We start from the raw sequence: 14133 nt of genomic DNA on the forward strand, positions 1-14133 counted from the left end.
TGCTCGCACGGTGTCTTGCTGCGTGTCCGGGTGGTGCTGGCCCTCGTCGCCACCCCCGAGGTCGGGCGTGTCGCCCGCTCCACACTGCTTCAGCGAGAACCGGTGAGGGCTTCCGCTGCTGGAGTTTCGGTGCCGGATCCGAGGACCTGACTCCCCGACTGCTTCCGGGCACGCGCGACGGCCTGGTTGTCCCAGACACGAGGAAAAAGGTTACCCGGGTGGTCTACCTCGGTCAAAACGGTGCGCACCCCGCCGCGGAGGCGGGAATGGGCGGCCAGCGCCAACAGTACGCCGAGGATGGTCAGCGTCCCGCCGATGATCAGGCCCCACCGGGCACCGAGGTGCTGGGCGACCCAGCCGATGATGGGCGCGCCGATCGGGGTGCCGCCCATCAGGATGGTCATGTAGAGGGCCATCACCCGGCCGCGGAACGCCGGGGCGGCCTCCAGCTGGAGGGTGGCGTTCGCCGAGCTGAGCAGGGTCAGCGTGAAGAACCCGATGACCGGTGAGAACAGCGCGAACAACAGGTACGACGGGAGCAGGCCACCGATGATCTCGGCGGTGCCGAAGCCGAGCGCGGCGAGCACCAGCAGCCGGACCCGGATCTGGACTCGCCGGGCGGTCAGCAGCGCCCCGGTCAGCGACCCGACCGCGAGCGCCGAGCCGAGGACGCCGTACTCCCCCGCGCCCTTGCCGAACACCTCGGTGGCCATCAGCGCCGACGTGATCTGGAAGTTCATGCCGAAGGTGCCGGCGAAGAAGACCATGATCAGGATCAGCACCATCTTGGGCTGGCTGCGCACGTAGCGGACGCCGTCGACGAGCATGCCGGGCGTGCGGTCCTGGATCTCGGCCGGATGCAGCAGCACCACGTCCATCCGCTGGAGCTGGCCGATCACGGCGAGGTACGACGCGGCGTTGACGAGGATCACCCAGCCGGTCGCCTGCGCGCCACCGCCGAGCGCGCCGATCATCAGGCCGGCGACGGCCGGGCCGAGGATCCGGGCGGCGTTGAAGCTCGCGGAGTTCAGGCCCACCGCGTTGGTGAGGTCCTCGGGGCCGACCATCTCGGAGACGAACGACTGTCGGGCCGGACCGTCGAAGGCCGCGCCGATGCCGAAGAGGAACGCGATCAGGTAGACGTGCCAGGTCTGCGCGACCCCGAGCACCGCGATCAGGCCGAGCGCCAGCGACGCGAGCGCCATCGTCGCCTGGGTGACCTGCAGCAGCCGGCGCTTCGGGAACCGGTCCGCGACGACCCCGGCGTAGGGGCTCAGCAGCAGGATCGGCAGGAACTGCAGCCCGGTGGTGATCCCGAGCTCGCTGCCGCTGTTGCCCGGCAGCTGGAGCACCAGCCAGTCCTGGGCCACCCGTTGCATCCAGGTCCCGGTGTTGGACACCAGGCTGCCGGCGAGGTAGCGCCGGTAGTTCGGGTTGCGCAGGGAGCGGAACGTGGGGCTCACAGTGTGGTGGTCAGTCCTTCTGGTCAGTCTCGTTGGGCAAGGTGCTCGAGGAGGGGGGCCGCCTGGCGGAGGATCGCCCGCTCGTCGGGCGTCAGCTCCTTGAGCCGCTGGGCCAGCCAGGCGTCCCGTCGGTCGCGGTCGGCGAGCACCCGGGCGCGGCCCTGGTCGGAGAGCTCGACCACGACCTGGCGGCCGTCGGTCTCGTGGGGACGCCGTACGACGTCGCCGGTCTCCTCCAGGCAGTTCACGGTGCGGGTCATCGAGGGCGGCTGCACCCGCTCGGCCGCCGCCAGCTCGCCGATGGTCAACCCGTCACCGGTCCGGTAAAGCACGCCGAGCACGCCCATCTGGTTGAGACTCAGCTCGTTGTCGGGGTGCCGCTCTCCGGCCAGCCGGCGGCGCAGGCGCATCACGCTGAGCCGGAGCTCCGCGGCGAGCCCGGCGTCAGTCCTGGAGACCTTCTGCAATGTCGGCATACCGTTAGCATAACTCATTACCTGTGCTAACGATTCCCTCTTCGGGCGCGAAATGCCGTCGACCCGCCCGGGAGGTCCGCGGGCGGGTCGACGACAGGGAACGGGTCGGTCAGGTGAGCCAGTTGGTGATCGGGTTGATCGCGAAGTACACGGCGAAGAGGGCGGCGACCACCCACAACAGCGGGTGCACCGCGGCGAACCGGCCCCGGATCACCTTGATCAGCACGAACGCGAGGAAGCCGGCGCCGATGCCGACCGAGATCGAGTAGGTGAACGGCATCAGCACGATGGTGAGGAACGCCGGGATCGCGATCTCGAGGTCGTCCCAGTCGATCCCCTTGACCTGCTGCATCATCAAGAAGCCGACCAGGACGAGCGCGGGGACCGCGGCCTCGGACGGGATGATCTCGACCACGGGCGCGACGAAGATCGCGGCCAGGAACAGCACGCCGGTGACGATCGAGGCCAGCCCGGTGCGCGCGCCCTCGCCGACCCCCGAGGCCGACTCGATGTAGGAGGTGTTCGAGGACACGCCCGCGGCGCCACCGGCGGCGGCGGCCAGGGAGTCGACCACGAGGATCCGGCGGGTGGCCGGCGGGGTGCCGTCCTCCTGGAGCAGGCCCGCCTCGGCGCCGATGGCTGTCATCGTGCCCATGGTGTCGAAGAAGTCCGCGAGCATCAGCGTGAAGATCAGCAGCAGCGCGGTGACGACGCCGGCGTTCTCCCACGAGCCGAGCAGGCTGAACTCGCCCAGGGTGTCGAAGTGCGGGGTCGCGATGATGTCGTCGGGCCACGACGGGACATTGAGGCTCCAGCCCTTCGGGTTCTCCGAGCTCGGCCCGAGGTCGGCGATCGCCTCGACGATGATCGCGAGCACGGTCGTGGCGATGATCGAGATCAGGATCGCGCCCCGCACCTTGAGCACCCACAGGCTGACGACGAGCACCAGCCCGATCGCGAAGACCAGGACCGGCCAGCCGGACAGCTGGCCGTTCTGCCCGAGCTGGACCGGCACCGTGCTGTGCGCCGCGTCGGGGATCCGGCGTACGAACCCGGCGTCGACGAACCCGATCAGCGCGATGAACAGGCCGATCCCGACCGAGATCGCGATCTTGAGCTGGGCCGGCACCGCGTGGAACACCGCCTCCCGGAACCCGGTGAGCACCAGGACCAGGATCACCAGGCCCTCGATGACCACCAGGCCCATCGCGTCCGCCCAGGTCATCTGGTTGGCGACCGAGAACGCGACGAACGCATTGAGGCCCAGGCCGGTCGCGAGCGCGAGCGGGTAGTTCGCCACGACCCCCATCAGGATCGTCATCACGCCGGCGACCAGGGCGGTGCCGGCCGCGATGGCGGCCAGGTTGGAGCCGTCACCGGACCCCCCGCCGAGGAACGAGCCGTCCTGGTCCGGCGCGAAGCCGAGGATCAGCGGGTTCAGCACGATGATGTAGGACATCGTGAAGAACGTGACGATCCCGCCACGCACCTCACGCTCCACGGTCGAGCCGCGCTCGGTGATCTTGAAGTAGCGGTCCAGGCCGCTCCGGTCCTTCGTCGCCTGTGTACTCACGCGCGGCAGCATCCCAGACCCGGGGCACCGTCGACTAGCGTGTCTCGCGTGGAGTTCCGCGACAACCAACCGCTGCAGCACGAGTTCGGCCGCCGGACGTTCTTCGTCGCCGACGTGGAGCCGCTCGACGTCGACGGGGTGCGCACCGTCGAGGTGGGCACCGCGCTGTGGCTCGTCGGGTTCGTCGCCCTGCTGCCGTTCTACGGTCGGCTCCAGGACTCCGGCAACGAGTGGTGGCTGTGGACCTGCCTGGCCGGGTTCGGGCTGGGCCTGTTCGGGCTCGACTACTGTCGCCGGCGTCGCAAGGCGCGGCGCGAGGTGGCCGAGGAGGGCGACGGGACCAGCCTCTGACTGATCCGGTCTCGAGCGGCTTCTGAGCGACTGGGTCTCGATACGCCCCTCGCGACCTCCTGCGTCGGTCGCGGGGCTACTCGACCTGGCTGCTGGATCCGAGCCTTCGCGAGCTCAGGCTCGGGCAGCTCAAAACCTCTCGAGGTCGTCGGGGTTGATGGTGTCGACGACCGGCTCGGGCAGCGGCTGCGGCTCGTGCCGCTTGGCCAGCCGCACCTCGGAGTGTGCACCGCAGCCGTGGTCGAAGGACACGATCCGCCCGTCGTCGTTGGCGTCGCCGTTCGCGCAGACGCCGAACAGCTCCGAGAGCGGGCCCGTGACGCGCACCAGGAAGCCGCAGGTGGTGCAGCTGTCCGGGGCGGATCGGGCCAACGGTGCTTCCGGCCCGCCGGCGCCGTCGTACCAGCGCTGGGCGGCGAGCTCGCGGCCCTCGGGTGAGAGCGTGCGGACCCGGCCGAGGCCGAGGTCCTGGGCGACCTGGCGGACCTGCGCCTTGTCGTCGGCGTCGAGCGGGTCGTCGCCGTAGGAGTACGTCGGGACCAGCCGCGGGTCGTCGTCGTCGACGGGCAGCAGGTCGCCCGGGGAGAGGTCGCCCGGCTTGATCCGCTCGCGGTAGGGCACCCACGGCGGGGCCACGATGGCCTCGGCGCCGGGGACCAGGACGACCTCGTCGACCGTCACCTGCTTCTGCCGCGGCGCCCGCGCGACCGTCACCGACCAGCGCCACCCGACGTACCCGGGCCGCTCGCAGGCGAACAGGTGGGTGACCACCCGCTCCCCCTCGACCAGGTGACCGAGGTGGTCGCCGACGTCGGCCGCGCCGGCCTGCTGGGCCAGGGCCGAACGGGCCAGGTCCACCGCCGCCACGGTGGCGGCGTCGGGCTTGGGGCGCGTGGTCGTGATCACCCCGGAATCATGACTCATGTCCGCCCGGACTGTCAGGTCGGGTGCGGCAGGATGGCCCCATGTCCGCGCCGTCGCCCGAAACGCCGACGACCCGGCGCGGGGCCAAGGTGATCCGCGGTCTCGGCGCGACCGCGCGGGCGACCCAGCGGTTCGGCCGCTTCACGATGCGCCAGGCCAAGCGGGCCGCGGAGGCCGAGGGCGCCGGCGAGTCCGGACTGTCCCGGCTGATCCAGATGCACACCTTCAACACCGCGGGAGACGCGGCGGTAGCGATCTCGCTGGCCGGCACGCTGTTCTTCCAGGTCCCCTCCGGGGAGGCGCGCGGCCAGGTGGCGCTGTTCCTGGGCCTGACCATGCTCCCGTTCGCGATCGTGGCGCCGCTGATCGGGCCGTTCCTCGACCGGTTCGCCCATGGTCGGCGCTGGGCGATCGGCACGACGATGGCGATCCGCGCCTTCCTGTGCTGGGTGCTCGCGGACGCGGTCGTGACCGAGTCGACGCTGCTGTTCCCCGCCGCCCTCGGCGTGCTCGTCGCGTCCAAGGCGTACGGCGTCACCAGGGCCGCCGCCGTACCCCGGCTGCTGCCGCAGGACTTCACCCTGGTCAAGGCCAACGGCCGGGTGTCGATGTCGGGCATCGTCGGGGTGGCGATCTCGGCGCCGATCGCCGGGCTCGCCTCGCTGGCCGGGCCCGAATGGGTGCTGCGGTACGCGTTCGTGCTGTTCGTCGTGGCCACCGTCGCCGCCATCCGGCTGCCGGCCCGGGTCGACTCGAACCAGGGCGAGGAGGAGCTGGTGCTCCGCGGCTCCTCGGAGCGACGCGGCGCGGGCCGCCGTACCCGGATCCCGCTCGCGGTCGCCTATGCCCTGCGCGCCAACTGCGGTCCGCGCTGGCTCTCGGGCTTCCTCATCATGTTCATGGCGTTCCTGCTGAGGGAGAACCCGATCGGCGACTGGAGCCCGCAGCTGCTGACCGGGATCGTGGTCGGAGCCGCCGGCCTCGGCAACTTCCTCGGCGTGGTGGCCGCATCGGTCCTCAAGCGGATCAGCCCGGCGATCACGGTCACGGCCGTGCTGGTCGCCGACGTCGCGGTCGCCGTCGTCGCGGCGCTGTTCTACGGCGTGCTCACCGTCGCGCTGCTGGGCCTGCTCGCCGGCCTCGGCCAGGCGTTGGCGAAGTTCTCCCTCGACGCGACCATCCAGCGCGACATCCCGCACCGCGTGCAGGCGAGCGCGTTCGCCCGCAGCGACACCACGCTCCAGCTCGCGTGGGTGATCGGCGGCTTCGTCGGCATCGCGCTGCCGCTCGATCCGCCTCGGCTCGGGCTAGGCGTCGCCGCGGTCGTGCTCGCCGCCTGGGCGGTGTTCGTGCTCGCCAACCACCCGCGCAGGTTGATCCGGGACTTCTGAGTCAAACGGTCAGTGCTCGAGCTCGTCGGCCAGGGCGCGGAGCAGCTTGGCGGCCGGGCGGGCGGTCTTGGGGTCGGGGTGCCGACCGTGGCGGTAGGCCTCGCCGACGCCGTCGAGCAGTCGGATCAGGTCCTCGACGATGGTGACCATCTCCTCGGGCTTCTTGCGCCGCGCGTCGCGCTGGTTGCGCGAGACCGACGCGGGCGCGTCCAGGATCCGCACCTGGAGGGCCTGGTCGCCGCGCCGGCCCTGGGCGATCCCGAACTCGACGCGGGTGCCGGCCTTGAGGCTCGACGTGCCGGCGGGGAGGGCCTCGCTGCGCACGTAGACGTCGGGACCGTTCTCCTGGGAGAGGAAGCCGAAGCCCTTCTCCGCGTCGAACCACTTCACCTTGCCAGTGGGCACGGACTGACCTCTTCTAGCTTGTTCGGGACCGCTGTCGGACCGGGGCGCTCCAGCCTATAGCGCCTCGTTCATCGACCCCGAACGGAACCCGCGCCGGTCCACCTCGGCACTCGCGAACCCGGCCCCGCGCACCGCGTCCAGCAGCCGGGCCTCCACGTCGGCGGCCAGCGGCAGCAGGGCCGCGTCGACCTCCACGCAGGCGCGCTCGCCGAGGTCACGGACCCGCAGGTTGCGCAGCCCGACGGCCGCCAGCAGCGCCCGCGCCGCGGTCTCGGCCCGCTCCACCCGGCCCAGTCGGTACGGCGTCACCTCGACGCCGTACGCGACCCGCGAGGACAGGCAGGCGGCCGCCGGCTTGTCCCAGGTCGGCAGGTCCCAGCGGCGGGAGGCCTCCCTGACCTGGGCCTTGGTCAGCCCGGCGTCGCGCAGGGGCGCGATCGCGCCGCGCTCGTCGGCTGCGCGGATGCCGGGCCGGAAGCCCGCGACGGCGTCGTCGGCGTTGGTGCCGGTGGCGACGTGGGCCAGCCCGCGACCGGCGGCGAGCGGGGTGAGCACGTCGAGCAGCTCGGCCTTGCAGAAGTAGCAGCGGTCCGCCCCGTTGGACCGGTAGCCCTCGCGCTCGATCTCGTGGGTGGCCGGGGTGAGCACCTCGACGCCGAGCGCGGCCGCGAAGTCGCGTGCCGGGTCACGCTCGGCCAGCGGCAGCGAGTGCGAGTAGCCGGTGGCGGCCGCGACGCGGTCGGCGCCCAGCGCGCGGACGGCAGCGGCCAGGAGGAACGCGCTGTCTGCGCCCCCGCTGTAGGCGACCAGCACCGAGCCACGCTCGCGCAGGTCGGCCGCGAGCGCGTCGAGCCGGGTCTGCAGCAGGTGCTCCTCGAGCCAGTCCGGGAACTCCGCGAGACTGCCGAGGAGCACGTCGGTGCCGGCCGCGACCAGCTCCTCCCGCGTCGACCCGCCGGTGAGCACCGAGACGCTCAGCGCGCCGGCGGCCTTGGCGCCCTCGACGTCGTGGACGTGGTCGCCGACGTAGATGGTCGCGCCCTCGCGGCGCAGCACGTCCGCCTTGCCGACGCCCCACACCCACCCCTCGAGGTGGTCCACCTCCACGCCGAGGTGATCGAGGTGCAGGCGCGCGTTGGCGGGGTACTTCCCGGTCACGACCAGCACCCGGCCACGGTGCCGGCGGACAGCCGCCAGGGCGTCCTCGGCGCCGGCGAGGAGCGGGACCGGGGCGATGGCGTGGTCGGGGTAGAGCGCCCGGAACCGGTCGCCGGCGGGCGCCACCGCGTCCGCGGCGAGGTGCTCCCCCAGCAGCAGGTCGAGCGGCGGTCCGAGACGGGTGATCAGGTCCTCGACCGGGAACTCGACGCCGAGCTCCGCGCCGAGCGCCAGCAGCGTCGCACTGAAGCCCGGCACGGTGTCGATCAGCGTCATGTCGAGGTCGAAACCGACCACCAGGGGCGCCGCGTGCATGGCCCCACCATAGGGATCCGGGGGAAGGGCACCGAAACTCCTGTCACAATGGTTCGTTCAGGCATCAGGGGGTGATGGCGATGAACCGACGGCGTACGACGCGCGCCGGGCTGGTCGCCGCCCTCGTCACCGCGACCCTGGCCGCCGCGACCCTGGGGGCCCTGGCGCCGGCGACCGGCCCCGCGGCCGCCGCGGAGCCGGACCGGGCGGACCCGCTCTACCTGGTGACCCTGGCCGGGCCCGGCACGGCAGGCGTCCACACGGACCTGCTCGCGGCCGCCCGGATGCGTGCCGAGCAGGACGCCGTGCTCGAGACCGTCGGCGGCCCGGAGCCCGCCTACCGCTGGACGACGGCGCTCAACGGGTTCGCGGTCCGGCTCCCGACCGCGGCGGTCGACGACCTCCGCGGCGACCCGAGGGTCGCGCTGGTCGAGCGGAACGCCGTACGCCCCCTCGCCGGTCACGCGACGGCCACCGGGCTGCGCGGCGCCACCGGGACGACACACGGCGGCGCGGGCGTGGTGGTCGGGCTGGTCGACTCCGGGCTGTGGCCGGACTCCCCCTGTTCTCGCCCATCGCGGGTCTCGGCCGGGCGGCGCGCGGCTTCACCGGCACCTGTGAGACCGGCGACGGCTGGCCGGAGTCCGCCTGCAACCGCAAGGTGCTGGGCGCCCGCTGGTTCGTCGACGGCTTCGGCACCGACCACCTCCGGTCGGCCTCGTCGCTCTCGCCGCTCGACGACGACGGCCACGGCACCCAGGTCGCCTCGATCGTCGCCGGCAACGCCGGCGTCCCGGCGCGGGTCCGCGGCCAGCGCCTGGGCACCTACGCGGGGATCGCGCCGCAGGCCCGGCTCGCGGTCTACAAGGCGTGCTGGTCCGCCCCCGACCCGCGCGACGACGGCTGCGCGACGGCCGACCTGGTCGCCGCGATCGACGCAGCCACCGCCGACGGCGTGGACGTGCTCAACCTCTCGGTCGGTGGCCCGGCGCGGATCGACACCGTCGAGCGTGCGCTGCTGGGCGCCACCGAGGGCGGCGTGGTCGTGGTCGGCGCCGCCGGCAACGCCGCCGGCACCCCCGCGGCGCACCGCGGCCCCTGGGTGACGACGGCCGGCGCGGCGACCGGTCCGGTACGCCGGGGTCGGGTCGTGCTGCCCGGAGGGACGTCGTACGCCGGGGCCATGGCCGCGGCGCGCGTCGTCGGGCCGGCCCGCGCGGTGCGGGCAGCCGACGCCCCGGCGACCGGCTCCGGCCGCGGCGCCGCACGCGTGTGCACCCCCGGCAGCCTGGACGCCGGCCGCGTGGCGGGCCGCATCGTGCTGTGCGAGCGCGGCGTCGTCGGCCGCGTCGACAAGTCCGCCGCCGTCGAGCTGGCCGGCGGGGTCGGCATGGTCCTCGCGAACGTCGCGCCGGGTGACCTCGTGGCCGACTTCCACCGGGTGCCGACCGTCCACGTGGACCGCGCCGCGGGCCGCGCGCTCGCCCAGTGGCTCGCCGGCCACCCGGACGCCCGGATCCGGCTCGAGCCGCGCGGCCTCGTGCGCACCCGGGCTCGCGTCGTCGCGTGGTCGAGTGCCGGTGCCCGGTCGGCGCCGGTCCTCAAGCCGGACCTGGTCGCGACCGGCGTCGGCGTCCTCGGCGCCGTGCCCCCCGACGGGACCGACGCCGGCTGGGACCTGCTCTCCGGGACCTCCGCGGCTGCCGCGATCACCAGCGGCGGCGCCGCCCTGGTGCTCTCCCGGCACGAGGACTGGTCGCCGGCGCGGGTCCGCTCCGCGCTGGCCACGTCCGCGCGACGGCTTCCCGGCGCCCCGGCCCTGCGCGCCGGCGCGGGCCTGGTCGACCCGGCCGCCGCCGTACGTCCCGGGCTCGCCTACGACGTCCCGGTCAACGACTACCGGGCCTGGCTCGACGGCCGCCTGGCGGAGCTGAACACCCCGTCGATCCGGATCGAGGGCGCGGGCAGCGTCGAGCGCACCGTCACCAACGTGACCTCCCGGCGCCTCTACTTCTCCTCGGCCGCCGCCGGGTTCGCCCACCACCAGGTGCGGGTCACACCCGCGGCGCTGCGGCTCGGCCCGGGCGAGAGCGCGACGTTCACCGTGACCGTCGCCCCCGGCGCGCGTCGGGCCGACGACGGCTGGATCACATGGCGCGGCGCGACCGGGACCCGCACCCGGATCCCGGTCCTCGTCAGCCGCTGAGCCAGTCCCCGAGCTCCGCTTCGGCCATCAGCTCACGGGCGTCGGCGGCGCGCTCGTCGGGCACCAGGATCCGCACCTTGATCACCTCGATCAGGCCGTCGAGCACGCTCATGTTCCGGTCGGCCACCTCGTAGGGGATCTCGGCGGACGTCAGCAGCCCCTCGACGACCGAGATCGCCACCGGGTCGTTGGTGCGGACCAGCTCTGCCATGGAGCCTCCAGTGCTCGGGGCTCCAGTGTCTCGCACACCGGGCGGGCGTGGCGCCCAGGGCCGGTTCGGGTCCCGCTGCGGGGCTCACGCGCTGTAGCGCGTCCAGACGGTCTCGAAGTGGCTGTTGTAGGCCGCGAGGGCCGACGCGAACGGGACCTGCACGGTGACCTCGTCGTTGTACCGCGAGACGTCGGACCAGTTCTCCGAGCCGGTCCACACCCCCTTGAACGGCTCCCCGGCCCAGGTCCCGGACAGCGACATCCACTTCTCGTGGGAGAAGACCTCCCATCCCGTCTCGTCGAAGCCCGTGAGCGGGTCGTCGTCGAGGTCGAGGGCGGACCTGCGGATGGCGACGCCCGACCGGTGCAGCACGGCGTGGACCCGGCGCCCGGCCCCGCTGACCAGCACCCGGACCCGGCACCCGGACCGCGACAGCGCCGCGACCTTGCGGGCCAGGAACAGGCCGCGCTCACCCACCCAGCCGTACATCATGATCCGGATCGTCGTGTGGCCTCGATCGCCGTACCCGGCCGGGGCCCGGCAGCCGACCTGGTCGAGGCGCTGGTAGACGTGGTCCTTCGACCCGGTGGCGCGCGGGTCGGATCCGAACTCGACGGCGTACTTGCCGTCCTGGACCGCCACGTAGGGGTCCTTGCGCCACTGGTCCTGCGCCATCTGGGCGAAGATCGTGCTGAAGTCGTCGAACATCCGCTGGTTGCCGAGCACCGTGTAGAGGTCGTTCCAGTGCACGTGGGCGGCGAAGCTCATCAGGTTGTTCGAGCCGAACATGACGACCGGCTTGCCGTTGCCGGACGCGGAGAACAGGTAGAACTTGCTGTGCTGGTTCGACCGGTCGCTGCCCAGCCGACAGGCGCCCTGGCACACCTTGGAGAAGCTCGGCACGGGGTACGGCTGGCGCCGCGGACCGTACTTCCTCGGGTGGCACCGGTCCTTCCACCTCGGCTGCGTCTTCTGGCCGAGGTAGCGCATCATCCGGTGGGCCTCGGCGCCGATCGCGTTGTCGTTGAGCACCAGCTGGACCGACACGCGCCGCTTGCAGGCCCGGATGAGGGCGTCACCGATGTCGCGGCGGTTGTAGGAGTAGACCGCGATCCTGATCACCCCGCCCCGCGGCACGCTGTCGATCGTGTTCCGGACCTTGGCCATGTTGACGTTGCGCGCGGCGTAGTCGCCCTGCGGGTTGTTCCAGGTCGGCCCGGGGCGCGGCGTGAACGAGGTCGCTGCGCCCACCGGACCCGACGACAGGGCTCCGAGCACGACAGCCAGGACAACGACCACGGCAACCCGCTTGAGCACCCGACCCCCTGCTTGCTCCCTGACGACCCCTGGATCGTAGGTGCGCGACGACGGCGCCGCGGGAGAATCGCCGGGGTCCTGGCAACAAGAGCGCCGTCTGTTCCCGGCCGGGCAACCGGTCGTCGTCAGGCCGGAGCGCCTTCCTCACGCACGGAGGCCGAGTCGCTTCGCGCTCTCCTCACGCATCTGCACCTTGCGGATCTTGCCGGTCACCGTCATCGGGAACTCGTCCACCACCAGGACGTAGCGGGGGATCTTGTAGTGCGAGAGCCGTCCGGTGGCGAACGCGCGCACGGCGTCCGCGTCGAGCGGCTCGGCCCCGGCACGCATCCGCACCCAGGCGCACAGCTCCTCGCCGTACCGCTCGTCCGGGACGCCGATCACCTGCACGTCCTCGATGTCGGGGTGCTGGTAGAGGAACTCCTCGATCTCACGCGGGTAGATGTTCTCCCCGCCCCGGATCACCATGTCCGTGATCCGTCCGACGATGTTGCAATAGCCGTCCTCGCGCATCTCGGCGAGGTCGCCGGTGTGCATCCAGCCGTCGGCATCGACCGCCTCGGCGGTCTTCTCGGGATCGTCCCAGTAGCCGAGCATCACCGAGTAGCCGCGGGTGCAGAACTCACCGGTTCGCCCCCGCTCGACGGTCTCGCCGCTCACCGGGTCGACGATCTTGATCTCGACGTACGGGTGCACCCGCCCGATGGTGGCGGTACGCCGCTCCAGGTCGTCGTCGGCACGCGTCTGGCAGGACACCGGGCTGGTCTCGGTCATGCCGTAGGCGATCGCGACCTCGGCCATGTGCATGTCATCGACGCAGCGCTTCATCACCTCGACCGGGCAGATCGAGCCGGCCATGATCCCGGTGCGCAGGCTGGAGAGGTCGTGCTCGGCGAAGGTCGGGTGGTTCTGCATCGCGATGAACATCGTGGGCACGCCGTACACGCCGGTGCAGCGCTCCGCGGCGATCGTGCGCAGGGTGATCTCGGGGTCGAAGCCCGGCGCGGGGATCACCATCGTGGTGCCGTGGCTGGTGCACCCGAGGTTGCCCATCACCATCCCGAAGCAGTGGTAGAAGGGCACCGGGATGCACAGCCGGTCCTCGGGGCCGAGGTGGATCAGCTCGGTGGTGAAGTAGCCGTTGTTGAGGATGTTGCGGTGGCTCAGGGTCGCGCCCTTGGGGTAGCCGGTCGTGCCCGACGTGTACTGGATGTTGATCGGCTCGTCGGGGGCGGTCTGCGCCAGCCGGTCCGCGACGACGCCCTCGGGCAGCGTCCGGCCGGCGTCGACGAGCTGCGCCCAGTCGTCGGTGTCGAGGTAGACGACCCGTTCGAGGGTCGGGGTCTGCGCCGCGGTCTCCTCGACCATCGCGCGGTAGTCACTGGTCTTGAACGTCGACGCGCTGATCAGCAGCCGCAGGCCGCTCTGGTTGACCGCGTAGGAGAACTCGTGCGTGCGGTACGCCGGGTTGACGTTGACCAGGATGATGCCGAGCTTGGCGGTCGCGTACTGGACGACCGTCCACTCCGCGCAGTTGGGCGCCCAGATCCCGACCCGGTCGCCCTTGCCGATCCCGGCGGCCACCAGCCCCCGCGCCAGGTCGTCGACGTCGCGGTCCAGCTCGGCCCAGGTCCAGCGCCGGCCGCTCGCCACCTCGACCAGCGCCTCGCGGTCGGCGTACGCGGTCACCGTCCGCTCGAAGCTCGCGCCGATGGTCTCCTCGAGGAGGGGCGGCTCGAGCTCGCCCTTCGCGTAGGCCTCCATGCCGGCAACCTACGCCCGACCGCGCGCGGCTGTCGTCGGTCGGGCAGGTGTCAGGGGCGCTTCTCGGCCATGGCGACCAGCGTCTCGAGCGCGCGCGGGGTGTCGGCGGTGACCATCGGCCCGACCTCCTCCGCCGCGGGGCCCTCGATGGTGGTGCGTACCGTGATCTCGGAGCCTTCGGCGGTCTCCTTGACCTGGTGGTCGATCCGGACCACCAGGTCGCCCAGGGTCACCCGATCGAGATAGCGCGCGCACGGCTCGACGATCTCGAGGATGAACGGCGCCTCCACGCCGCTGGTGAGCACCAGCGTGCCCGCAGCACCCTCGCCGAAGTGCCCCTCGATGGCGACCTGATCGACCGCCGGGTCCCAGCGATGCCAGCAGCCCACGTTGCTCCAGAGCGCCCAGACGTCGCCGGGAGTCGCGGTCGTGGTCACGGTGTGCTCGTACTCGAAGCTCATGCACAGCAACCTAATACGACCGGGCGCCCGGTGGGCCGGTTCGCAGCCGCCCATCAGCCGCCCGGATGTCGGCCCGGTCACTGGCCGGTCGGTGCCCGAGCCGAGTGCCGGTGATCGA

The 14133-nt window shown here is 72.3% G+C and carries 13 protein-coding genes and 1 pseudogene; 4 read left to right on the top strand and 10 right to left on the bottom strand.

The window, feature by feature from the left end; translation table 11 throughout:
- Nucleotides 1-89: 89 nt before the first annotated feature.
- The 3 genes from NOCA_RS21320 to NOCA_RS21330 all read right to left on the bottom strand — a co-directional run bounded on the left by NOCA_RS21320 (nt 90) and on the right by NOCA_RS21330 (nt 3524).
- Entirely contained in the window at nt 90-1463 is a 1374-nt protein-coding gene (locus NOCA_RS21320; protein WP_011757354.1) for an MFS transporter, read from the bottom strand.
- Nucleotides 1464-1486: 23 nt separating this feature from the next.
- The gene (locus NOCA_RS21325) at nt 1487-1939 is read right to left on the bottom strand and encodes a MarR family winged helix-turn-helix transcriptional regulator (protein ID WP_041546777.1); all 453 of its coding nucleotides are present in this window, start codon (nt 1937-1939) and stop codon (nt 1487-1489) included.
- A gap of 109 nt (nt 1940-2048) precedes the next feature.
- A complete protein-coding gene (locus tag NOCA_RS21330; RefSeq protein ID WP_011757356.1) occupies nt 2049-3524 on the bottom strand; it encodes an NCS2 family permease in 1476 nt (491 codons plus the stop codon).
- A 36-nt stretch (nt 3525-3560) separates the two neighbouring features.
- Between NOCA_RS21330 and NOCA_RS21335 the strand changes: the two genes are divergently transcribed.
- Nucleotides 3561-3863 carry a DUF2530 domain-containing protein gene (locus NOCA_RS21335; protein WP_238383380.1) on the top strand — a complete coding sequence of 101 codons (303 nt, stop codon included), beginning with the start codon at nt 3561-3563 and terminating at the stop codon, nt 3861-3863.
- A gap of 129 nt (nt 3864-3992) precedes the next feature.
- Here the strand turns inward: NOCA_RS21335 and NOCA_RS21340 are convergent, their stop codons facing one another.
- Nucleotides 3993-4787 (bottom strand): DUF3027 domain-containing protein, encoded by a 795-nt coding sequence (locus NOCA_RS21340; protein WP_011757358.1) that lies wholly within the window; start codon nt 4785-4787, stop codon nt 3993-3995.
- 41 nt (nt 4788-4828) lie between these two features.
- On the opposite strand from NOCA_RS21340, the gene NOCA_RS21345 reads away from it, so the two are divergent.
- Nucleotides 4829-6178 (top strand): MFS transporter, encoded by a 1350-nt coding sequence (locus tag NOCA_RS21345; RefSeq protein WP_011757359.1) that lies wholly within the window; start codon nt 4829-4831, stop codon nt 6176-6178.
- Between the two features lie 9 nt (nt 6179-6187).
- Here NOCA_RS21345 and NOCA_RS21350 read toward each other — a convergent pair whose 3' ends face one another.
- Complete coding sequence (locus NOCA_RS21350) at nt 6188-6583, bottom strand: cold-shock protein (RefSeq protein ID WP_011757360.1); 396 nt, start codon at nt 6581-6583, stop codon at nt 6188-6190.
- A gap of 54 nt (nt 6584-6637) precedes the next feature.
- Nucleotides 6638-8056: an HAD hydrolase-like protein gene (locus NOCA_RS21355; RefSeq protein ID WP_011757361.1), complete on the bottom strand. Its 1419-nt coding sequence runs from the start codon at nt 8054-8056 to the stop codon at nt 6638-6640.
- 284 nt (nt 8057-8340) lie between these two features.
- Between NOCA_RS21355 and NOCA_RS28680 the strand changes: the two are divergent.
- Nucleotides 8341-8499 (top strand): annotated as a pseudogene (locus NOCA_RS28680) (protease inhibitor I9 family protein); the annotation flags it as partial.
- A gap of 104 nt (nt 8500-8603) precedes the next feature.
- Nucleotides 8604-10262: a S8 family serine peptidase gene (locus NOCA_RS21360; protein WP_041546780.1), complete on the top strand. Its 1659-nt coding sequence runs from the start codon at nt 8604-8606 to the stop codon at nt 10260-10262.
- Here the strand turns inward: NOCA_RS21360 and NOCA_RS21365 are convergent.
- The 4 genes from NOCA_RS21365 to NOCA_RS21380 all read right to left on the bottom strand — a co-directional run bounded on the left by NOCA_RS21365 (nt 10252) and on the right by NOCA_RS21380 (nt 14015).
- On the bottom strand, nt 10252-10473 hold the full coding sequence (locus tag NOCA_RS21365) for a putative signal transducing protein (RefSeq protein ID WP_011757362.1): 222 nt from the start codon (nt 10471-10473) through the stop codon (nt 10252-10254). The genes NOCA_RS21360 and NOCA_RS21365 overlap by 11 nt on opposite strands.
- Before the next feature lie 84 nt (nt 10474-10557).
- Nucleotides 10558-11790, bottom strand: coding sequence for a phospholipase D-like domain-containing protein (locus NOCA_RS21370; RefSeq protein ID WP_041546782.1), 1233 nt, complete (start codon nt 11788-11790; stop codon nt 10558-10560).
- Nucleotides 11791-11934: 144 nt separating this feature from the next.
- Complete coding sequence (locus tag NOCA_RS21375) at nt 11935-13554, bottom strand: AMP-binding protein (protein WP_011757364.1); 1620 nt, start codon at nt 13552-13554, stop codon at nt 11935-11937.
- 50 nt (nt 13555-13604) lie between these two features.
- Nucleotides 13605-14015 (bottom strand): SRPBCC family protein, encoded by a 411-nt coding sequence (locus NOCA_RS21380; protein ID WP_011757365.1) that lies wholly within the window; start codon nt 14013-14015, stop codon nt 13605-13607.
- Nucleotides 14016-14133: the final 118 nt, after the last annotated feature.

Source organism: Nocardioides sp. JS614, from assembly GCF_000015265.1.
GTDB lineage: Bacteria > Actinomycetota > Actinomycetes > Propionibacteriales > Nocardioidaceae > Nocardioides.

Excerpts from the sequence above, each read along its gene's own strand:
- NOCA_RS21325 (WP_041546777.1), bottom strand. The coding sequence starts at position 1,939 with ATGCCGACATTGCAGAAGGTCTCCAGGACTGACGCCGGGCTCGCCGCG.
- NOCA_RS21330 (WP_011757356.1), bottom strand. The coding sequence starts at position 3,524 with ATGCTGCCGCGCGTGAGTACACAGGCGACGAAGGACCGGAGCGGCCTG.
- NOCA_RS21380 (WP_011757365.1), bottom strand. The coding sequence starts at position 14,015 with ATGAGCTTCGAGTACGAGCACACCGTGACCACGACCGCGACTCCCGGC.
- NOCA_RS21365 (WP_011757362.1), bottom strand. The coding sequence starts at position 10,473 with ATGGCAGAGCTGGTCCGCACCAACGACCCGGTGGCGATCTCGGTCGTC.
- NOCA_RS21375 (WP_011757364.1), bottom strand. The coding sequence starts at position 13,554 with ATGGAGGCCTACGCGAAGGGCGAGCTCGAGCCGCCCCTCCTCGAGGAG.
- NOCA_RS21345 (WP_011757359.1), top strand. The coding sequence starts at position 4,829 with ATGTCCGCGCCGTCGCCCGAAACGCCGACGACCCGGCGCGGGGCCAAG.
- NOCA_RS21355 (WP_011757361.1), bottom strand. The coding sequence starts at position 8,056 with ATGCACGCGGCGCCCCTGGTGGTCGGTTTCGACCTCGACATGACGCTG.
- NOCA_RS21340 (WP_011757358.1), bottom strand. The coding sequence starts at position 4,787 with ATGAGTCATGATTCCGGGGTGATCACGACCACGCGCCCCAAGCCCGAC.